This window comes from Jeotgalibacillus sp. 10bf12, assembly GCF_055597105.1.
The window spans coordinates 1,364,842-1,385,733 of record NZ_CP200276.1 but is presented as its reverse complement, the minus strand read 5'-3'; the positions used below and the strand labels follow the sequence as shown (position 1 = coordinate 1,385,733).

Below are 20,892 nucleotides of genomic sequence, written 5' to 3'. Positions count from 1 at the left end.
CCCGGTTAATTCGATCACCTTTTGAGTTTTATCTATTGGATACGGTGATGATTGCGACACCTTTTAACTGAATTCGCGCTACGTGCGACCGGAAGCAGATAATTACTGCACAAATCCGTATAATTCTATCATCAATCAAATGTATTCCATCACCTTTCACCTTAATTCAACACGTGCAGCCCATCGCTTCGCCTATTCGATTCAACAAAAAAAGCGGAAGCACCAGGCTTCCGCTTTTCACATGTTTATACATCAATTTTCACTCCATACATCTCAAACCACTCATCAAGCTGTACGAGATAAGCGATCAGCTGAGGCCCTTTCATCAGCTGGCCAAACCAAGGCACCTTAAATGAAGCACCGTCTGTCCGGATCAGCTCCTCCAGCTTACTGCGCTCGAACAGTTCAGGCAGGACAGAACTGCTTTTGGCAATACGATCCCTGAGCAACTGCTTCACTGCTTCTGTATAAGCAGGGTGATATGTTTTTGGATAAGGGCTCTTTTTACGGTAGAGTACTTCGTCAGGTAACAGGCCTTCGAGCGCTTTACGCAGAATTCCTTTTTCCCGGCCACCGAGCTGCTTCATACGCCACGGAATATTCCAGGCATATTCAACAATTCTATGGTCGGCGAACGGAACACGTACTTCAAGTCCGGCCGCCATACTCATACGGTCTTTCCGGTCGAGCAGCGTGGTCATAAAACTGATCATGTTCAGATAAGCCATTTCCCTGCGCTTCTGTGTGAGTGCTGTTTCCCCGTCCAGCTGTGGTGTTTCTGTTCTGATGGCGCGGCTTTGTTCGAGCAGGTATTGCTCCAGTTCAAGCTTCTTATGCCATACCGGGAGCATGAACGCCTCTCTTTCTTTTACAGAAGTGATCCATGGAAAACCTTCCTGCGTGAGAAGCTTTTCCTGCTGAAACCACGGGTACCCGCCAAAGATTTCGTCTGCGCATTCCCCGCTGAGCGCAACCGTAAAGTCCTTTTTGATCTGCTCGCAAAACCACAGTAAGGACGAATCAATATCTGCCATACCCGGAAGATCACGGGCATGCACTGCATCCTTCAGTCTGCCGGCAAGCTCCGCCTGGGAAATGATATGATCATGGTGAATAGAAGAAAGATGTGCTGACATTTTTTGAATCCATGGCCCATCATCACTTGGCTTAAAAAGATCCGGCTCGTAATGCAGATCATTTTCCTCATAGCTGATCGAGCAGGTATGAAGCTTTTCACTTAACTGCGGAGTGGCTGCAGCGCTTATGGCACTTGAATCTACCCCGCCTGATAAAAACGTACAGATCGGCTTATCAGAAACAAGCTGCCTGCTGACTGTATCTTCAAAAAGATCACGTAAGTAAACAGCAGTTTCCTGCTCGTTGTGCGGGTGATTCTCACTTTTCACGTTCCAATATCGCCACTTTTTAAAGCCGGACCTGGTGTATTTAAATGCATAAGCCGGTCTGAGTTCATCAATTCCTTTAAAGACACCACTTCCAGGTTTACGGGATGGCCCCATACTTAATAATTCCTGCAGCCCTTCAAGTGTGATCACTGCCTGCTGATCAGGGTGTGCGAGGATGGCTTTCAATTCTGAGCCAAAGATCAGCTCTCCTTCTTTTTCCGCATAAAAAAACGGCTTTACCCCAAGTCTGTCACGTGCACCAAAGCACTCTTCACGCTTGTGATCCCAAACCGCAAATGCAAATATACCGTTAAAGCGTTCCGGACAGCCCTCTCTCCACTCAATATAAGATCTCAATACAACCTCCGTATCAGACCTCGTTGAAAACGAGTGACCCCTCCTTTTCAATTCATCTCTGATCTCATCTGTGTTGTATAGCTCACCGTTGTAAATTAATGTGTATTCTCCCGACTCTGTTCTAATATTCATCGGCTGTGCCCCACCTGCTGGATCAATTACCGTCAGCCGGGTGTGACCGAATAAAGCATGATGCATGGATTTGATGCCAAAAGCATCAGGACCTCTTTTGTGAAGGGTCCTGACCATCTTTTCAATCGTTTCCCATTCGCTTGTCAGCGGACGTTTCCAGCTGATCCAGCCAGTAATGCCACACATAAACCCCACCGCCTTTCACCAGGCATTATATGCCCTTAAAAAACGGATTAGAACGTGTAGCGGGCTACTTGCTCGCCATCAACCATAAAGCCTGGCACCTCTTTGAAGCCCATTTTTGTATACAGGTCTCTGGCAAATGTATTTTCAGGCTCATAAGAAAGCGTAAGCGTTGCATGACGCTCTTCTTTATGCTGCCTGATCTCTTCAATGACCCGCTCAATCGCTGCTTTGCCATAGCCCTTCCCCTGATGTTTTGCATCGATCATCATTCTGTACATCCAGTATTCACTGTCATCTTCATCAATGCCGTACAGCGTGAATCCAACCATCTCATTATCCGCGTAGATGCCCTGTGCGTGAAAACAGTCGGACAGAAAATTCAGCTGTGCCAGTGACACTGCATTGGATGCAACAAAGGTTTGCTGATCTTCTCTTACTTTGAGACTGATTGCCTGGAGCCAATTGTCTTTATCGATTTTTTTAAGGTAGACCATTGTTATCATTCCCCCATTAAAATAGGCAGCGCAAAAGAGCGCTGCCGTCCCTTTGTTCTGTTATTACACACTCTTATCCATACAACCGATCAGTCTTTCTTCAATATCGGCTGCTAGTGCTTTAATGTCTTCATCCTCTACCATCTGGATCAGGGAGGTCGGTTTTGGCATCCCTATTTTCGTTGTGCCATTTTCATCATAGACGACCATTTTACATGGCAGAAAATAGCCTGCGAGCAGGTTCTTTTCAAGTACATTCTTTGCTTCTTTCGGGTTACACACTTCAAGCACATGGAACGTCTGGTCAAAATCCAGCCCTTTTTCCTGCAGCTTATTTTTAATGTCAAACTGCCATAGAACCCCGAATTGTTCCTCTTTCAGATTGTTCTCAAGTGTTGTCATTGCTTCTTCAACTGACTGCTTTGTTTCCACTGTGTAATGAAACATGATATGTCCCCTTTCTGAATGTAAGTCACACCCCTACAATACCCTGATGAGTATTCCATTAATCAGAAATAAGGGCACGTTTTTTACGCAGCAGCTGCTGAAATTCAAGGTCCAGCTCTTCAGTCGGCTCTATACTGAGACGGCTTAACACTTCAGACATTTTTGTTTCTACCTTTAACAATTCATCTGCAGTATCATTCTGTTCTTTCGGTTCATGCTGAGCGTATGCCTGCAAGTTCCCATCAAAAACCGTAAGTTTTCCGTTTTTAATTTCCAGCACTCTCTCTGCTAGCTTTGCAACCATTTTCCGGTCATGGGAAATAAATAACACCGTTCCCCGATACTCCTTTAACAGGCCTTCAAGCGCTTCCACCGCATCAATATCAAGAAAATTGGTCGGCTCATCCATGATTAGTACATTCAAATCACTGACAAAGATTTTGGCAAACGCGACCTTTACCCGCTCTCCGCCTGAAAGTACGTGAACAGGCTTAAAGACATCATCTCCGTAAAAGTGAAGACGGGCAAGAATCGTTCTGACGATGTCTTCTGTCTGGATGGCATCCTCCATCACATTTTCAAGAATGGTTTTATCAGGACTCAGAATATCAAGGTTCTGACTGAAGTAACCGAATTTAACTGCCGGTGAAACTGTGATCCCTTCACGCCTTGCAAGAATCGATTTAATCAGCGTCGTCTTACCTGTTCCATTACCGCCGATCAGCGCTGTTTTCTGACCACCTTTCAGATAAAAGGGCTGCAGTTCAAATAGTGTTTTGCTGCCGACTTTCACAGTTTGTTCTTCAAATCTGATAATGGGCCTGCCTTTCATATCAGATTCATTCGGCAGCGTCATTTTAATCGGCGGCGCTTCTTTCGGACGTTCCACTTTTTCCATCTGTCCAAGCCTTGTTTCAAGCGCTTTTGCAGTCTGTCTCAGCTTTTTCTGTTTTTTTGCAAAGTAAGGCTTCGTATTTTTATGTTCAGATGCTGTTCCATCTGTCGGTTTTTTTGTTGCTCGTTTTGCCCGCTTCTCTTTTTCTTCGATCGCATCTTCCAGCTGTTTTTTCTTCCGCTCATACTGCTCATGCGCAGCTTCTGCCTGGCGTACTTCAAGCTGCTTCTGGTCAGCATAATCCTGATAATTTCCTTTATACTCCTTCAGGATGCCGTCGCTGATTTCCCAGATCCTCGTACAAAGCAGGTCCAGAAATGTCCGGTCATGTGAGACCAGTACCATCGATCCCTTGAAGCGTTTCAAGTGCTGCTCGAGCGTCTGCACGTGTTCCACATCAAGGTTTGTAGTTGGTTCATCAGCAAGCAGTAATTCAGGGTCCTCTGCAAATGCCTGATTAATATAATCCTGCGTTACTTCTCCACCGCTTTGAAATGTATCCGTATTTTTCAACTGTGGAAGCAAGGTGATATGGCCATTTCTGAAAATCTCACCTGTGTCCGGCTTAAGCTCTCCACTGATTAGATGGAGAAGTGTCGATTTGCCTGATCCATTTTTCCCCACTAATCCAATACGGTCTCCTTTCCTGATCTCAAGTTCATTAATATGAAAAAGCTCTCTTTCTCTTACTGAATAGCTGACGTCTTTGACGTTGCAAAGTATTGTCATAAAATCATCCCCTGTTTTTCATCATGACGGGGACAAAAAAATGCCCCCTATCCGTTTACCGAATAGGAGGCATAGGTGTACGCAAATAGACCACGGCAGCTGCCGCGATACGTATGAACCCGATGAGAAATGCCTAATCCTATTTGGAAAACGGATGATCAGTACGAAGACAGACTGGTTGCGTTTGTCTTTTATCACTGCATTCATCTTTGTTTTCAAAAATAGAATTAGTTCCACATTCTCCCGGGTCACCCTTCCGTTGTTTGTTAGCTTTATCTTATGTGAAGCAGTTATTTTCTGTCAAGCGATTTTGGGGTAGTGACGGATGGCTGGGGTTCAGGAGATTTCAACAGTGGTCCCTGAGATTAACAGCGTGGTTCATGAAATCATGTAATTTGATCTACATCAATTACAATAAAAAAATCCGGATCCCCCGGAAAATAAAATTCCAGGATCACCAGACCGTTTTACAGTAAAATATCCAGCCAGATTTTGATGGCAGTCGCTAAAATGATCAGCGCCAGCAGAATCTGCAGTATTTTTGTATTCATATTTTTACCCAGTTTTGCACCAAGAGGCGCTGCGATCAGACTGGCTACAACCATAACAAGTGCAGGCACATAATCAACCTGACCTGTTGTCACTTTACCAATTGTCGTTCCGATTGATGCAATAAACGTGATTGCAAGTGAAGAAGCAATCGTCACGCGCGTTGGAATCTTCAGTACAACCAGCATAATCGGTACAAGTAAAAACGCACCAGCAGCACCAACAATCCCTGCACTGACACCCACGATAAATGCTAAAATTGCTGCAAGCCATTTGTTAAAAGTAATCTGATCAAATGGAGTATCTTCCCGGCCCTTTTTAGGTACAAACATCATCACTGCTGCAATCAATGCGAGTACTCCATACACTGTGTTGATCGTTGCTTCAGACATCGAATCTGAGCCGAATCCGCCAATCAGACTTCCAATCAGTACACTGATTCCCATATAAGTGATAAGTGTTTTGTTCAGATATCCACCTTTACGATAGGCCCACACGCCACCAATTGTAGCGAAGAACACCTGAACTGCAGAAATCCCTGCCACCTCGTGCGCAGAAAAAGCTGCAAGACCAAATAATGGCGGAATATAAAGCAGCATTGGATATTTGATGATTGATCCGCCAATGCCAAGCATTCCGGAAATATAAGACCCGACAAATCCAATTAAAAATAATACAATAAATAATTCAATACTCAAACCTTACACCTCCCGGCTGTCCTTTTAGGATTAGATAAACAGATTTACATTACCGTCTTCTGCATCTGCCAGGTAAGCTGCAACGCCTGCATATTCAATTTCTTCAAGCAACTCTTCTTTGTGAAGACCTAATAGATCCATGGTCATTGTACATGCCACAAGCTTTACATCCTGTTCCTGCGCCATTTCAATCAGGTTAGGCAGCTCCATTGCATTGTGCTTTTTCATAACACCTTTAATCATTTTTTGTCCAAGACCGCCAAAGTTCATTCTTGACAGACCCATTTTATCTGCGCCTTTAGGCATCATTTTGCCAAACATTTTTTCCATGCCGCTCTTTTGAACCTCAACGTCTCCGTCTTTACGAAGTGCATTCAGACCCCAGAATGTATGAAAAATCGTTACTTCGTGATCGTAAGCTGCTGCTCCGTTTGCAATAATATAAGCAGCCATCGCTTTATCGTAGTCACCGCTGAATAAGACAATCGTTGTTCTTTTCTTTTCCATGAATAAAAATCCTCCTAAAATCAATTACCCTATAGGGTATATTATTTTTCAAAAAAATTACCTGCTTTTCACAAGCAGGTTCACCGCTTCCCTGATTACGTCATCCGGTTCGCGCTCATCGTCATCTCTCGCTTCTCTGACGCAGGATACCAGGTTTTCACTTACAACTAATCCAATTGTCCGGTCAATAGCTGTACGGATTGCTGACAGCTGTGTGATAACATCCTTACAATCTTTTTCTTCTTCCATCATTGCAAGCACGCCGCGAAGCTGACCTTCTACTCTTTTTAACCGGTGAATAGACTGTTTTGAGTAATCCATGAAGTGAACCTCCCTTGCTTGTTCATAATTGATTACATGACCCATAATATACCCATTGGGGTATAAAGTCAAGAGGTGTGATTATAGTTTTTTGATTAAATTTGACTGTTGATTTCCTCTGTGCAAATACAATCATGATCTTCCGAAAAGCTAAATCGAAATGCGAAAGGCGCCTGGTCTGCTCTGACAGGCATAAGACGCGGAGCGGAAAACGGGTGACCTTTCTGCGCGGCTTATGACCCGAAGAGCTAGCGCCTGAAGCTGGACAACAAAAAAAGCCTGAGACGTCACGCCTCAGACTTTTTAGAGTCTCATCATTTCTCAAAAATTAAATCGACAATCCTTCTATCGCAGTTTTTAAATTTTTACGTATCGTCATGCCTTCGAATTTGATTCCAATTTCTACGACAGCCTGAGCAATTTCGGGGCGCAGTCCGGTCAGTATTGTTTTTACTCCGATCAGTTTGAGTGAATCAATAACCTGGGACAGTTCATTTGCCACCATGGTGTCTACTGTTGGAACACCTGACAAATCAAGAATTAAAATGGAATTACGCAATTCAATGCATTTATGAAGTGCGACTTCCTTTAATATTTTTGCACGGTCATCATCAAGTTCCCCGATCAGTGGCAAAATTGCAACATGATCATTTAATCCAACGACCGGTACTGAATATTCCATTACGCTGCTTTGAGCTTTTTTCATATACTGCCGATAATCTTCTACGTAAGCCATACAGAATTCGCGTCCGGCTTTATCGATCACAGGCTCAATATTATAATTAATGGCTGTAACTTCCTCAGCTGTAAAATTCAATTCTTCTTGCTTTTCTGACATCAGTTCCCATATGAGCATTCTCAGCTGCGAGAGAATACTAAGACCGTCATCAAGCTCAATGCCTCTTTGAACAGCCGACTCTCCTGTTTTTCTCGCCCAGTCAATGACCTGTTCTTCAAGGCCGGAAGCATCATTATATTTGATCGCTGTACCGATATAAGAAATCAGGTCGCTTTGAAGACCAATCAATTTTTGTTCATCATTTTTCGACAGTAACAAGTCAGGGCTTCCCCCATCAAGCTTTAATGCTAATTCGTGCCTTTTTTCAAGTATGTACGAACCAAGTTGATCATAAGCTTTCATATACTCTTCCCCCCTGGTGTTGTCGAATCTTTACATATAATGTTCTCTTATTTTAACTGAAAAGTAAATGCTAATTATTATATAGACAAACGAAATAAATTACCCCATACTTTTTCACATAGGTAAAGATCAGAAAGAAGGTTCGTTATGCTTCGTAATCGTAATGTCTGGATCCTGCTTGCAGGTGAGTTTATTGCAGGGGTTGGCTTGTGGCTTGGTATTATTGGAAATCTGGAGTTTATGCAGGAAAAGGTTCCATCTGATTTTGTAAAATCCCTCATTCTGGGGGCGGGGCTCTTAGCAAGTATCCTGATTGGCCCTCTTGCGGGAAGATTGATTGATCAGCTGCGTAAAAAAACAGTCATGCTCGCTTCTGGATTTGTCAGGGCATTCAGTGTGATTTTTATGTTAATTGCCATCCAGCAGGATTCAATTATCTGGATGATTGTCTTTTTAATTTTCATACAGGTTGCTGCAGCATTTTATTTCCCTGCACTCCAGGCAGCATTGCCGCTTGTAGTGAAGGAGAGAGATCTGCTTCAGCTTAACGGTATTCATATGAATGTTGCTACATTATCCAGAGTGCTGGGTACTGCAATCGCAGGTGTGCTGGTCGTCCAGCTTCCTTTATCAAATGTTTATATTCTATCACTCGTTTCTTATCTCATTTTATTCGGATTAACCTGGCTGCTTGTCATTGAAGAGCATCAGCCGGCGCAGCTTCCTTCTGAAGGGAAGCGGAGTGCCGGATTTAAAGAGGTTTTCCCGGTAATTAAAGGGTTGCCCATTGTCATGATGACATTAATTTTAACACTCGTGCCACTGTTATTTATCGGCGGATTCAATCTGGTTGTCATTAATATCAGTGAAATTCAGGACAGCTCAGCAATAAAGGGCTGGATTTATACGGCAGAAGGTATTGCATTTATGGCAGGTGCATTTGTGATCAAGAAGATCGGGGAAGCCTTTTCTCCTTACAGCATCTTATTTACTTTTTCTTTCGTCATCGGATTTTCCCAGCTGATTTTATTTTTCGCTGACATTCCGTTCCTGACGATTCTGGCATTTATTATATTCGGCTTTGCAGTCGGCTGCTTTTTCCCGACAGCTGCGACGATCTTTCAGACTAGAATCCCAAAAGAATTTCACGGAAGGTTCTTTTCGTTCAGAAATATGCTTGACCGGATCGTCTTTCAGGTTGTCCTTTTGATGACAGGGCTATTCCTTGATTTAATTGGTCTTGCTTATATGGTGATTGTATTCGGACTGTTCTCACTCATCATGACCGGGGTATTTTATCTCAGGTTTATCAGACTGCAAAACAGTGAAAAACTTGCAGTAACACCCGGTGGTATGATTAAGTGAAACCTGTAAGGCCGCTCATTCGTATAGTATTCAAAGGATGTGACACCATGTTTAAGAAGCTGACCAATATGTTATCTCCGGGTAAGGGAAAAGTGGATCTAGTATTAGATCAGGATGTACTGATTCCAGGTTCTCTTATTACGGGTACGTTTTATTTACAGGGGCCAAAGAAGCGTAAGAAAGTATCACGTCTTGAATGTGACCTGATGGCGTTTGACCCGAAACATTTAAATGAAAAGCCTGTTGAGATCGCAACAACGATTTATATGTCTAAGGAAATTGACCGTGATTTTTTCAGGGAGATCCCTTTTTCTTATACGATTCCTGAGCATTTAAAAGATAAAAGTGATCAGTGCCGCTACCGCTTCAGAACAAAACTGATTTTTGAAGATCAGGTACAGTATATTGACCATGATGAATTAAAGGCTGAATAATGTAAAACAGGGTGGGACAATAAATGTCTCACCCTTCACTCGTTCCGCTGCGCTTCAGGCGGACGCTTTCCGGACGGTTGTTGCTGAGCCTCCTCGCCTTCGGCTGCGGGGTCTCAGCTTCCAACTTATCGTCCCGGAGTCGCCGCCTTACGCTCCGCTGCACTAAGTTTTCAAATAGATATAATATCCCATTAATAAAATAGGACTGTTTTGTTTCATATCTCTTTAATACACAGGCGCTTCTTTCAGACGGATTCTCTCAGGACATGTATACACATTAAAAGAATTCCCTCTGACAAATCCGACGGTGGTCATATTTAGTTCCTCGGCTAAATCCAGTGCGCGTTCGGTTGGGGCAGATTTTGAGATCACCATCTCACAGCCTATCTTTGCAACCTTAAGAAGGATTTCAGAAGATAGTCTGCCGCTAAAGACGATGACTTTGTTCTTAACAGAAATATCGTTACGCAGGCAGTGGCCGTATATTTTATCAAGGGCGTTATGACGACCGATATCCATCCTGCTCAGGACAATATCGTCTTCAGTGCACAATGCTGCATTATGCACGCCACCTGTTTCTTTAAAGGTGTCAGCGGAATGCTGCAGCTTTTGCATCAGCTTGAAGCATTGATCGGGATGAAGCTTCACACTTTGCTCCGTCATTGTTTTCGCCGTCATAGCATCACTCGCAAAGACAAACCCCTGACGACTTCCCCCGCAACATGAAGTGATATATCGCTTATTTTGTAATGAACCATAGAGCGGATTAAGGTGTTCAGCTGTTATATGAATAAATCCGCCTTTTGGATCCAGCCTGACCGAGCTGATATCTTTTGCTGAACGGATGACACCCTCTGCTGTCAGGTACCCTACAGCGAGATCCTCCATGTACTCAGGAGAACAGACTACCGTGACAAATTCCTCTCCATTCAATTTGATCGTCAGAACCTGCTCAGTGACAATTGAATCTTCCACCCATGATGCTTCCCCATCTGTTACTTTTAAAATCTTTCTTTTTTTCACGGAATCAGCGCTCATCCGGCTTCCCCCTTTCAAGTAAGAAAAGTCCGGGCTTTGGCAGCCCGGACTTTCAGCATCAGCTTGTTGCTTCAGCCGGTGCAGTATGTTCTTCACGTACTTTCTTAATGTTAACACGAATCAATAGAGATACAATCAGGGCAACAACAAATGCCCCTGTAAAGATATACATGGTTAGTGCATAGCTGTTCGTTGCTTCCTCAATTCTCGTTACAACGCTTGGTCCAACAAGTCCGGCTGCTGCCCATGCTGTTAAGATATAACCATGGATTGCTCCGAGCTGTTTTGTACCAAAAAGGTCTCCAATAAAGGCAGGTATGGAAGCAAAACCTCCACCGTAGCACGATAGTATAACGAAAATTAATATTTGGAAAAGTAACGCATTTGTTACGTTTGGCAATAGAACAAATGCTGCAATTTGTAAGACGAAAAATGCTGTATACGTATTTGGACGACCGATATAATCTGAAGCGGAAGCCCAGCCTAGACGTCCCAGTCCGTTAAATACACCCATAATTCCGACCATCACTGCTGCAGCGCCCGCAGTCATTCCTGCAACTGACTGTGCCATTGGAGAAGCAACCGAGATAATAGCAATACCACATGTCACATTGATAAAGAGCATGATCCAAAGCGCCCAAAAGCGAACAGTTTTAACAGCTTCGTTTGCTGTCAGCTGAGCAAGGTCTCCGGTATCTTTGTTTTCCTGCTTTTCTTTCTTTTCCTCCTGCGTCATACCCTTTGGTACATAATCCGCAGGCGGCTTTTCAAGATAGAGAGAAGAGCTGAACATTAATACAAAGTAAATGGCTCCAAGTAAGTAAAACGTTCCCGAAATCCCGATGTTATTGATTAATGCTTCCATTACAGGGCTTGCGATCATTGATGCAAAACCAAATCCCATGATGGCAAGACCTGTTGCAAGTCCCCTTCTGTCCGGGAACCATTTAACGAGTGTTGAAACCGGCGTAATATAACCAATTCCAAGGCCAATACCGCCAAGTACACCATAAAAGAAATACAGCAGGTATAAGTTTCCGATTCCATCTGCAAACCCGGAACCGATCATCCCGATCCCAAAACTGATCGCTGCAATCATCCCTGATTTTCTTGGACCATGCTTTTCAACAAAGTGCCCCATGAAAGCAGCTGAAAGACCTAAAAATAAGATTGCAATACTAAAGATTAGAGCGATATCACTCGCTGCCCATCCATGCTTTTCATTTAGCGGGTTGGAAAATACACTCCATGAATAAACAGATCCGATTGAAATATGAATACCTACCGCTGACGCAGCAATCAGCCAGCGGTTTTTAAGCTTTTTTTCAGCCATTGTTGTTCCCCCTCAGTTTGTACCCCGGGGCTTGAGTACCCGGGGTTTTGAATTATGATTTTTTGTTTAAGAAGTAGAGCGGAATTGCGGCCAGCGCAAGTCCTGCCGGTACAAGCCAGCTGCTCTTAACGGAGGAACGCGACTCTTTTTTGACAGGAGAAGGGCCGCCATTAAGCTCGTGATATTCAGTCGTGAAAATATCACCGTTCCAGTCTTCGTTTTCTTTTGATTCATTATCTTCTTCCATTTTTTGATCCTCAGGCTTCTGCGTCGTTCTTTCATAATCATCCTGCTTTACACCAAGCCCTTTTAAAAATGCCGCTCCTACTGCCATTGCACGCTTTACTTCCGGATCATTCAGCGAGCGCAGGAGGGTAAAGTACCCTTCCTGTTCACGCTTTTCATCCAGCTCTGCTACCTTGGCAATACCCGCATTCACTTTCAGAATCAGTGGTTCGAGCTGCTGAACATTCAGTGTGCCAAGTGTACCAACCATCAGCAGGAGATTTTTAATGCTGTTTGTTGTTTCCTTAGAATCAAGTGTTTTCACGATCACATCAAGGACTTTGTCACCCTGTGCGAATAGTGAGGTGCCCATATCAAGCACTCCTCTTTTTTGCAGGTGCTCAATCAAGTCAAAAATCTCATGAATTGCTGTCTTATTTTCAAGAAGTCTTGTTTTGATTTCCTCTAAATCACGCTGACGGATTTCCTCTTCGCTGATTTCCATACGGTGAATGACTTTCGTCGCTTTAGCCACGCTTAGACGCCTCCTTCCGAAGTTTAACAAGGTCTCCAGGGAACACATAATCTTTACGCGCCCACTTTTTATCTACTCTGACGCCAAGCTGCGGCTGAGGATTTCCGTTTCTATGATTCGTTCTTGGAATTGGCCTCTCACCTTTCACCTTCAGCACTTCCATTTTTGCGCTGATTTCCTTATATGCAGGCGTATCTGTGTCTTTATCAGCCTGTGAGCTGGTAAGGAAGTTAATCGCACCTTCACTGTTATCATTCATTGGCAGATAAACTTCTTTGCCTTTCACACGATCCGTCACGAGACATTCAACCTTCACTGCACCATATGGAGAGGTCAGTCTGACAAGTGTGCCATCCTCCAGACCTCTTTCTTTTGCCAGCTCTTCAGATACTTCCAGGAAGACGTTAGGTGTCTTAGAAGCAATTCCTTCTGACTTGTATGTCATATTTCCTTCATGAAAATGCTCCAGCAGACGGCCATTGTTGACATGAATATCATATTCTTCGTCAAATTCAAGCGGCTTTGTCCAGTCCACAGGGAACAACCTTGCCTTTCCATCCGGGAACGGGAAGTCTTCTAGGAACAGAAGCGGTGAGTCAGTGCCATCAGCAGCGACCGGCCACTGAAGACTCTTATAGCCCTCAAGACGCTCGTACGTAACACCCGCATAAAGTGGTGCAAGTGATGCAGCCTCTTCCATGATTTCACCCGGGTGCGTGTAATTCCAATCTGCACCAAGACGGTTTGCAAGATCCTGAATAATCTCCCAGTCAGGTCTTGAATCGCCAAGCGGCTCAAGTGCCTGATACAGACGCTGTACACGTCTTTCAGTGTTTGTAAATGTGCCATCTTTTTCAAGACTTGGACTTGCCGGCAGTACAACGTCTGCGAACTCAGCTGTTTTTGAAAGGAAGATATCCTGTACGACGAAGAAATCAAGCTTTTCAAATGCTTCGTGCACATAGTTGATATTAGAATCAACAATCCCCATGTCTTCACCCTTCAGATACATCATCTTCAGGTTGCCGTCATGGATTGCATCTATCATTTCGTGATTGTTTAAACCAGGTTCAGCAGGGATTGTTGAATTCCATGCTTTTTCGTATTTCGCTCTGACTTCATCATCAGCCACTTTTTCATAGCCAGGGAAGCGGTCAGGCATACTGCCGAAGTCACTTGCTCCCTGAACGTTATTGTGACCGCGCAGCGGATAGCTTCCTGCGCCAGGCTTCCCGTAGTTACCTGTAATTAAGAGCAGGTTGGAGATCGCTGTACTCGTGTCACTTCCGCCTGAGTGCTGCGTTACACCCATTGCCCAAAGGACTGATGTGGTTTTTGCATTGTGCACTTCTTCAGCAATCTGAATCAGCGTTTCTTTTGATAGACCGGTTGCTTCTGAAGCGTAATCCAGTGTGAATTTCTCAAGACTGTCGACGTATTCCTGCAGTCCATTCACACGGTTATTCAGAAATGTTTCGTCCGCCCAGCCCTGATCAACGATATATTTCGTTACAGCTGACAGCCAGACAAGATCAGATCCCGGCTTTGGCTGGAAAAACAGATCCGCGCGTTCTGCCATTTCATGCTTTCTGATATCAGAAACGAGTAAACGCTGACCATGCAGCTTATGGGCACGTTTTACACGTGTAGCAAGAACCGGGTGGGATTCAGATGTATTCGATCCGACGATCAGTACAAGTCCAGCCTGCGCAATATCAGTAATTGAGCCTGAATCTCCGCCGTGACCAACCGTTCTGAATAGACCCATTGTTGCCGGTGTCTGACAGTATCTTGAACAGTTATCTACGTTATTTGTACCAACTACACCTCGCGCAAGCTTCTGCATCACATATGATTCTTCATTTGTACATTTTGAAGAACTGATAAATGCCATTGAATCTGCACCATTCTTTTTCTTATTTTCTTTCATTTTTGAAGCAACCAAATTCAGCGCTTCATCCCACTCAGCTTCTCTGAATGCATCGCCTTCACGGATTAAAGGTTTCGTAATTCTTGATTCGCTGTTGACGAAATCCCATCCGAATTTACCTTTCACACACGTAGAAATTCCGTTTGCAGGTGCATCAACTGAAGGCTCGACCTTAAGGATTTTACGGTCCTTTGTCCAGATATCAAAGCTGCAGCCGACTCCACAGTAAGTGCAGACTGTTTTCGTCTTTTTAATACGGTCTTCACGCATAGCTGATTCCGCATCAGAAATTGCAAGGATTGAACCATAACCGGTTTCGACATTTTTCGTAATTTCTATCATCGGACGGAGGGTGTTTTTCGCAAGACCCGTCAGGAATCCTGCTTCTCCTTCCATTCCTTTTTCCATCATTGCGTTACATGGGCAGACTGTCGAACAGTGGCCGCATGACACACAGGAAGATTCATTAATCTTGGAGTTTTTATCCCAGATGACACGGGGCTTTTTCAGTGTCCAGTCAATTGTCAGTGTCTCTGTTACCTGAACGTCCTGACACGCTTCAACACAACGTCCGCATAAAATACACTGGTCCGGATCATAGCGGTAAAACGGGTTTGAATCGTCTACTTCATAAGGCTTGTCTTCAAATGGCATGCTCTGGTGATTGACTTTCATATCCTTGACGGTGTTATGTATTTCGCACGTACCATTGTTATAATCACAAACTGTACAATACAGCTCGTGATTTCTGAGAATCCTGTCCATCCCTACGACCTGTGCCTCTTTTACATCTGCTGACACGCCATCAATTGCGTCCCCTTCTTTCAATTGTGTAGAGCATGAACGGACAAACTCACCATTCACTTTCACAATACACGTATCACACGTCTCAATCGCTCCGAGACTTGGGTGATAACAAACAGACGGTACTTCAGTCTGGTGATCCTCTAATGCCTGCATTGCAGACAAATGTTCACTGATTACAGCCGTTTTGCCGTTAATCGTTACGTTAATTTGACCTGACACATCGATCTCTCCCCCGTAATGGATTTCTGCTGAGAAAACAGCTTCTTATAACAATATTCAGTTTTCGCACCTGGTCATAAATACCCTTTTGAATCTTTCGTAAAACTAGATTCTCTAAAAAAAGACATATTTTCGACAAATTTTTTGGTGGCGGGTGCAGGAGTAGAGCGTTGAAGATTGACACACAGCCGGTGGGGATTGCTACCGCACGCCCGGGGGGAATGGTACAAATCCCCGGGGTATTGCGACAACTCGGCATGAAACACCGACATCTGCACAAAACGAATCCCTTTTCATGCCCTTAAGTAAAAGTCTTTTGTTTCTTAAGGGCATGAAGAGAGTGCGTGCGATCATTATGCTTGTGAAGCATACAGAAGATTGGGGCAGATTGGTACAACTTCAGTCTGGATTGCTACCGCACGCCCGGGGGATTGGTACAACTTCCTGGGGGATCGCAACAACTCAGACGGGAATAGAAACATCTCAGCACGAAACATCGACAACTTCCCCCGGCCAAAAAGAAAAACCGCGGCCCAGGGCCACGGTTCCATGCTAATCCTTATTCAATTCACGCATTACATGTCCGAGCTCAGGCAGAATCAGCTTCTCCATGGCAAGCTTCACTGCGCCTGTTGACCCTGGCGTTGAGAAGACGGCTGTTTTGCCGGCAACACCGGCTACAGCACGTGACATCATTGCCGCTGAACCAATATCCTCTGTGTAACTTAAAAACCTGAATAACTCGCCAAATCCAGGAATCTCTTTTTCAAATAATGGCGTCACCGCTTCAATCGTGACATCCCGTGCAGCTAATCCGGTTCCTCCATTAATGAGCACTGCCTGGATCCCTTCATCCATCAGACCGGCTTTGACCGCCTGCTGAATCAGGATGATTTCGTCTGTGACGATTTCATAAGCAGCAATTTCGTGACCGGATGCCTGAAGCATCTCTTTCATTTTTTTACCGCTTTTATCTGTTTCTTCTGTTCTCGTATCACTCACTGTGATGACTTTACAGGCAACTGAGCGTGGTGCCTGTTTTTTATGTTCTTCATGCAAATGATTTCAGCTCCTTTAGCCGCCGATATAAGACATCTCAATCTTTGGACGGTTTTTCGCTGTTTCTTCAGTTCTTTCGTCAGAGTAGCGGTCTTTCCGTACACGCCAGATTGAAGATACAGCTTCAACCAGTTCAGGGTGATTTTTCGTCTGTACCGCTTCTTTCAGGTCGTGCCCTTCTGTTGCAAACAGACACGTATACATTTTACCGTCTGCTGACAGCCTTGCACGTGTACAGGTTGAGCAGAATGAGTCAGACACAGAAGAAATCACGCCAACGTTGGTATCCGTTCCTTTATAAATATAGCGGTCAGCCACTTCACCGTAATAATTCGGATCAGCAGGCTCTACTTCGAATTCTTCATTTAACAGATGAATGATTTCTTTTTTTGTGACGACAGATGACATTTTCCAACCATTTGTGCTGCCGACGTCCATAAATTCAATGAACCTGAGCATAATGCCCCGCTTTTTAAAGTAGCGCGCCATTGGAAGAATCTGATCATCGTTTACACCTTTTTGCACGACCATATTAATCTTCACTTCAAGTCCTGCTTCAAGTGCTGCATCGATTCCTCTAATCACAGGCTTTGTGCTGACGTTTCTGCCATTCATTTTTTTAAATACGTCTTCTTCAATCGCATCCATACTGATATTCACACGCTGCAGTCCGGCAGCCTTGAGCTTTCCTGCAAGCTTTGGCAGCATCATTGCATTTGTAGTGAGTGCGATATCCTTAATGCCTTCAATTGCAGTGAGCTTTTCAATCAGTTCGTGCAGATCTTTTCTGAGGAGCGGTTCTCCTCCAGTCAGCCTTACCTTTTCAACGCCCATTTCACTCATGGCTCTGACAAGCTTCTCAATCTCTTCAAAAGTCAGATACTGCTCTTTTGGCATAAAAGCAAAGTCCGGGCCGAATATTTCTGCCGGCATACAGTATCCGCACCGGAAGTTACACTGGTCTGTAACGGAAATCCGGATATCATGCAGCGGCCGCTGATAAAAATCTTTAATCGGTTCCATCCGTTGTCCTCCTCTGTGCGTGAACTAGTTGCCTGTAAGCCTCCTGGTCATTAATGTTACTGAAGGCTTCTTCACTGATTCCGAGTTTGTGATGCGGAACTTCCGACCAGTCAATCTGATCATAAAAGCTTCTCATACGGAAGTTTCCTTCTTCAAGCTGCGCTTTAATCACTGGCAGACAGCTATAGGAGTAAATGGCTGATAGCGGCTGCAGTCTGCCACCCACTGATGGAACAAGTGCCTGATGCTGACTAAAAGCACCCAGCAGTCTTTCAGCGTCCTTTTTCTCAAATAACGGCATATCACATGGCAGCGTGACTAAGATGTCAGCATCGGTTTGTGACATGAGGGCATACAATCCGCCTAACGGTCCGCACGATTGATATGGCGCAAGATCTGTCACAAGTCTCCCGGTAAAGTCATGAAAATCATTCAGCTGATCTTCTCTGACAGACAGCACAACTTCATCACAGACAGACTCAAGGGCATTCACAGCTCTTTCATAAAAACGGCTGTCCTCCCAGGTGGCTAAGGCTTTCGGACGGCCAAATCGCCGTGACTCCCCACCGGCCATGACAGCTCCAAGTACCTTCATCCCCCGCTTACCGGAGGGATCAGGGCCACTGTGTCACGCTCTGTCACCTGGTCTTCAGGGAGCGCATATTCTTCATTGATTGCCACTAGAATACTGTCAGACTGAATCTGATACTGATTCTGCACTTCTTCGAGCAGTTCTTTTACTGTCATTTCCTGACGGTCAATTTCTATATGGTTACCACCTGCAAGCTCTTTCAGGTGAGCAAAGCAGTTTACTTTAATCATTTGATTTCCTCCTTATGAGGGATCCCGGCATTGGTTTCGAGCTGATCACCTATCCACTCCTCACCGTCTTCCCACTTTTCTTTCTTCCAGATAGGCACGATCTGTTTAATACGTTCAATCGCATATTCATTTGCTTCATATGCATCTTTTCTGTGAGGTGTGGAAACCGCGATCACGACTGCTATGTCAGAGATTCCGAGTTTTCCGGTTCTATGCGAGATCGCTGTTACAGCATCAGGCCAGCGTGAAGCGATTTCATCTCCAATTCTCTTAAGCTGCTTTTCTGCCATAGAGGCATAGGCTTCATAGGTCAGGTAAAGCGTACGTTTTCCTTTTGTAAACTCCCGGACTGTTCCTGTAAATGTTACGACTGCTCCTGCCTCAGGACGCACTACTTTCTGTGAAACCGCTTCAATCGATAACGGCTCAGATGTAACTTCAAACATCGGCTTGTCCCTCCTTTAACCAGTTTCTAAACCAGCCTGTATATCCCGATACGTCCTGAAATGTAAATACCTGCAGATCCGGACGGTCAATTGGCACACCGGTAATAACGGCTTTTATATGATTGCACTGATCAAGCAGTGCGAATTCTTTTTCATTTCGAATGACAATGATTTTATTGTAAGACTCTCTTTTATAGCCTTCTACAAGGATAACATGAAGGGGGAGGGTACTGTAAAAAGTGAGCAGATTCTCTAAATCTGACAACCCGCTATCCGACTCTATCACAACTGCTCCATCGCCCTCTACTGCGCTGATTGCAGCACCTGCCTGAAAGTGCCGGCTGCTGTCTTTTTCAGAATTTTGATAGTCAGGCGCACCGCCGTGACCGTGATGTTTAATCGTACCTGCTTTCAAACCGCTCTCTGCAGCTGCCTTCACTAAATGGTTAATCACCGTCGTCTTCCCGCTGTTCTGATAGCCAACGACCTGCAATACAGGTGCTACCAAGGCAGGTCACTGCTTTCAGACGTTTCAAGAAGCGCTACTTTCACATGGTCCCCTGCTGTAAAACCTCTCGTTCCACCAGGCAGAACGATCAGACAGCTTGTTGCAGCAAGTGAACTGACCGCACTTGATTTATTAAACCCGGATGGACTCGCTTCAAGCCGGCCATTTTTAATCGTGAGCGCTCCCCTTACAAAACGCGTAAAGGGATTCGGTTTTGTAAAATCTGCTCCGAGCACGGCATCTTCTAAAGGCAGGTGTGGCTTTGGATTCCCAAGCATTTGCTGAATCACCGGTCTTGTGAAGAGTTCAAAGCCGACGTAGCAAGCGGAAGGGTTTCCAGAGAGTCCGAATAAAAACTGACCGTCTTTATGGGCAACCGTCGTTACACTCCCGGGGCGCATCGCTACTTTATTAAACAACACCTCTGCTTCAAGCCGCTTATAGACTTCCGGCAGAAAATCGAAGTCCCCGACAGATACGCCGCCTGTTGTGATCAGAATATCCACTTCACTCAGCGCTGCTTTTACTGATTCAAAGCAGGCTTCAAGGTCATCGGAAAGTTTACCGAGCATTTTCACTTCCGCTCCGGCTCTTTCGATTTGAGCGGCTGACATCAGTGCATTGCTGTTTCTGATTTTCCCGGGCTCAAGCGGTTCATTTACTTCAAGCAGCTCAGACCCGGTCGCAAGTACGCCGACAACCGGTTTAGCCGCTACAGTTATGTATTCATATCCAAAGGTCGCAAGCAGTGCAATCGTACCCGGATTAATGACAGCTCCTTTTTCAACAAGCACTGTCCCTTCTTCGGCATCTTCACCCTGAAACGAAATATTATCGCCCTTTTTAAACGTACGTTTGAGCCTCACCACACCCGGTTCAGGTTCTGACGTCAGTTCAAGCATGACTACTGCATCACATTCAGCAGGCATCATCGCGCCTGTCATAATGCGTGCGGCTTCAAATTCTCCGACCGCTACACTTTGCACAGCCCCTGCACCAATTGTTTCAGTCACTTTGAAATCAAGCGGGTTCTCTCTTGAAGCATTTTCGGTATCTGCTGAGCGGACCGCAAATCCGTCATACGGAGAACGATCAAAAGGGGGTACCGGATGTGTGGCGATTAAATCCTCTGCCAGCCTTCTGCCAAGCGCTTTATCAATATGTACTTTTTCAGTTTTGGAAAAGACTTTTTTTTCAATGACGCGCTGCACTGCTTCAGCAACGGTAATTGGTTTTCGTTGTTCTATCATGTTATCCGCTCCTTTCATGTCATGCTACAATGGATA

At 44.7% G+C, this 20,892-nt stretch carries 21 protein-coding genes; 2 read left to right on the top strand and 19 right to left on the bottom strand.

Annotated elements, in window-relative coordinates; genetic code table 11:
• Positions 1-245: 245 nt before the first annotated feature.
• The 8 genes from asnB to DH10bf12_RS07210 all read right to left on the bottom strand — a co-directional run bounded on the left by asnB (position 246) and on the right by DH10bf12_RS07210 (position 7,862).
• Positions 246-2,081 (bottom strand): asparagine synthase (glutamine-hydrolyzing), encoded by a 1,836-nt coding sequence (asnB, locus tag DH10bf12_RS07245; protein ID WP_471737845.1) that lies wholly within the window; start codon positions 2,079-2,081, stop codon positions 246-248.
• Positions 2,082-2,128: 47 nt separating this feature from the next.
• Positions 2,129-2,575, bottom strand: a complete 447-nt coding sequence (locus DH10bf12_RS07240) for a GNAT family N-acetyltransferase (RefSeq protein ID WP_471737844.1) — start codon at positions 2,573-2,575, stop codon at positions 2,129-2,131.
• Between the two features lie 63 nt (positions 2,576-2,638).
• The gene (locus DH10bf12_RS07235; RefSeq protein WP_471737843.1) at positions 2,639-3,022 is read right to left on the bottom strand and encodes a DUF302 domain-containing protein; all 384 of its coding nucleotides are present in this window, start codon (positions 3,020-3,022) and stop codon (positions 2,639-2,641) included.
• Between the two features lie 58 nt (positions 3,023-3,080).
• Entirely contained in the window at positions 3,081-4,646 is a 1,566-nt protein-coding gene (gene abc-f, locus DH10bf12_RS07230; protein WP_471737842.1) for a ribosomal protection-like ABC-F family protein, read from the bottom strand.
• A 467-nt stretch (positions 4,647-5,113) separates the two neighbouring features.
• Complete coding sequence (locus DH10bf12_RS07225) at positions 5,114-5,893, bottom strand: sulfite exporter TauE/SafE family protein (RefSeq protein WP_471737841.1); 780 nt, start codon at positions 5,891-5,893, stop codon at positions 5,114-5,116.
• 30 nt (positions 5,894-5,923) lie between these two features.
• Entirely contained in the window at positions 5,924-6,400 is a 477-nt protein-coding gene (locus DH10bf12_RS07220; RefSeq protein WP_471737840.1) for a DsrE/DsrF/DrsH-like family protein, read from the bottom strand.
• A 57-nt stretch (positions 6,401-6,457) separates the two neighbouring features.
• On the bottom strand, positions 6,458-6,721 hold the full coding sequence (locus tag DH10bf12_RS07215; protein ID WP_471737839.1) for a metal-sensitive transcriptional regulator: 264 nt from the start codon (positions 6,719-6,721) through the stop codon (positions 6,458-6,460).
• 328 nt (positions 6,722-7,049) lie between these two features.
• The gene (locus DH10bf12_RS07210; RefSeq protein WP_471737838.1) at positions 7,050-7,862 is read right to left on the bottom strand and encodes an STAS domain-containing protein; all 813 of its coding nucleotides are present in this window, start codon (positions 7,860-7,862) and stop codon (positions 7,050-7,052) included.
• 147 nt (positions 7,863-8,009) lie between these two features.
• Here DH10bf12_RS07210 and DH10bf12_RS07205 point away from each other — a divergent pair, with 147 nt between their 5' ends.
• Together DH10bf12_RS07205 and DH10bf12_RS07200 are read left to right on the top strand one after the other, a co-directional pair.
• Positions 8,010-9,227 (top strand): MFS transporter, encoded by a 1,218-nt coding sequence (locus DH10bf12_RS07205; protein ID WP_471737837.1) that lies wholly within the window; start codon positions 8,010-8,012, stop codon positions 9,225-9,227.
• Positions 9,228-9,274: 47 nt separating this feature from the next.
• Positions 9,275-9,661 carry a sporulation protein gene (locus DH10bf12_RS07200; protein WP_471737836.1) on the top strand — a complete coding sequence of 129 codons (387 nt, stop codon included), beginning with the start codon at positions 9,275-9,277 and terminating at the stop codon, positions 9,659-9,661.
• 225 nt (positions 9,662-9,886) lie between these two features.
• Here the strand turns inward: DH10bf12_RS07200 and fdhD are convergent, their stop codons facing one another.
• The 11 genes from fdhD to DH10bf12_RS07145 all read right to left on the bottom strand — a co-directional run bounded on the left by fdhD (position 9,887) and on the right by DH10bf12_RS07145 (position 20,856).
• Positions 9,887-10,699, bottom strand: a complete 813-nt coding sequence (fdhD, locus tag DH10bf12_RS07195; RefSeq protein ID WP_471737835.1) for a formate dehydrogenase accessory sulfurtransferase FdhD — start codon at positions 10,697-10,699, stop codon at positions 9,887-9,889.
• 58 nt (positions 10,700-10,757) lie between these two features.
• Positions 10,758-12,032 (bottom strand): L-lactate MFS transporter, encoded by a 1,275-nt coding sequence (locus DH10bf12_RS07190; RefSeq protein WP_471737834.1) that lies wholly within the window; start codon positions 12,030-12,032, stop codon positions 10,758-10,760.
• Between the two features lie 52 nt (positions 12,033-12,084).
• Positions 12,085-12,792 carry a helical membrane plugin domain-containing protein gene (locus tag DH10bf12_RS07185; protein WP_471737833.1) on the bottom strand — a complete coding sequence of 236 codons (708 nt, stop codon included), beginning with the start codon at positions 12,790-12,792 and terminating at the stop codon, positions 12,085-12,087.
• Positions 12,785-15,748 (bottom strand): formate dehydrogenase subunit alpha, encoded by a 2,964-nt coding sequence (gene fdhF / locus DH10bf12_RS07180; RefSeq protein WP_471737832.1) that lies wholly within the window; start codon positions 15,746-15,748, stop codon positions 12,785-12,787. The genes DH10bf12_RS07185 and fdhF overlap by 8 nt, the downstream gene beginning before the upstream one ends.
• Positions 15,749-16,300: 552 nt before the next feature.
• Positions 16,301-16,807, bottom strand: coding sequence for a MogA/MoaB family molybdenum cofactor biosynthesis protein (locus tag DH10bf12_RS07175; protein ID WP_471737831.1), 507 nt, complete (start codon positions 16,805-16,807; stop codon positions 16,301-16,303).
• A 15-nt stretch (positions 16,808-16,822) separates the two neighbouring features.
• Complete coding sequence (moaA, locus tag DH10bf12_RS07170; RefSeq protein ID WP_471737830.1) at positions 16,823-17,830, bottom strand: GTP 3',8-cyclase MoaA; 1,008 nt, start codon at positions 17,828-17,830, stop codon at positions 16,823-16,825.
• Positions 17,817-18,425, bottom strand: coding sequence for a molybdenum cofactor guanylyltransferase (gene mobA / locus DH10bf12_RS07165; RefSeq protein WP_471737829.1), 609 nt, complete (start codon positions 18,423-18,425; stop codon positions 17,817-17,819). Before mobA ends, moaA begins: the two co-directional genes overlap by 14 nt.
• A complete protein-coding gene (locus DH10bf12_RS07160; RefSeq protein ID WP_471737828.1) occupies positions 18,422-18,652 on the bottom strand; it encodes a MoaD/ThiS family protein in 231 nt (76 codons plus the stop codon). The genes mobA and DH10bf12_RS07160 overlap by 4 nt, the downstream gene beginning before the upstream one ends.
• A complete protein-coding gene (locus DH10bf12_RS07155) occupies positions 18,649-19,098 on the bottom strand; it encodes a molybdenum cofactor biosynthesis protein MoaE (protein ID WP_471737827.1) in 450 nt (149 codons plus the stop codon). Before DH10bf12_RS07155 ends, DH10bf12_RS07160 begins: the two co-directional genes overlap by 4 nt.
• Positions 19,091-19,606 carry a molybdopterin-guanine dinucleotide biosynthesis protein B gene (mobB, locus tag DH10bf12_RS07150; RefSeq protein WP_471737826.1) on the bottom strand — a complete coding sequence of 172 codons (516 nt, stop codon included), beginning with the start codon at positions 19,604-19,606 and terminating at the stop codon, positions 19,091-19,093. Before mobB ends, DH10bf12_RS07155 begins: the two co-directional genes overlap by 8 nt.
• Positions 19,600-20,856 (bottom strand): molybdopterin molybdotransferase MoeA, encoded by a 1,257-nt coding sequence (locus DH10bf12_RS07145; protein ID WP_471737825.1) that lies wholly within the window; start codon positions 20,854-20,856, stop codon positions 19,600-19,602. The genes mobB and DH10bf12_RS07145 overlap by 7 nt, the downstream gene beginning before the upstream one ends.
• Positions 20,857-20,892 lie beyond the last annotated feature (36 nt).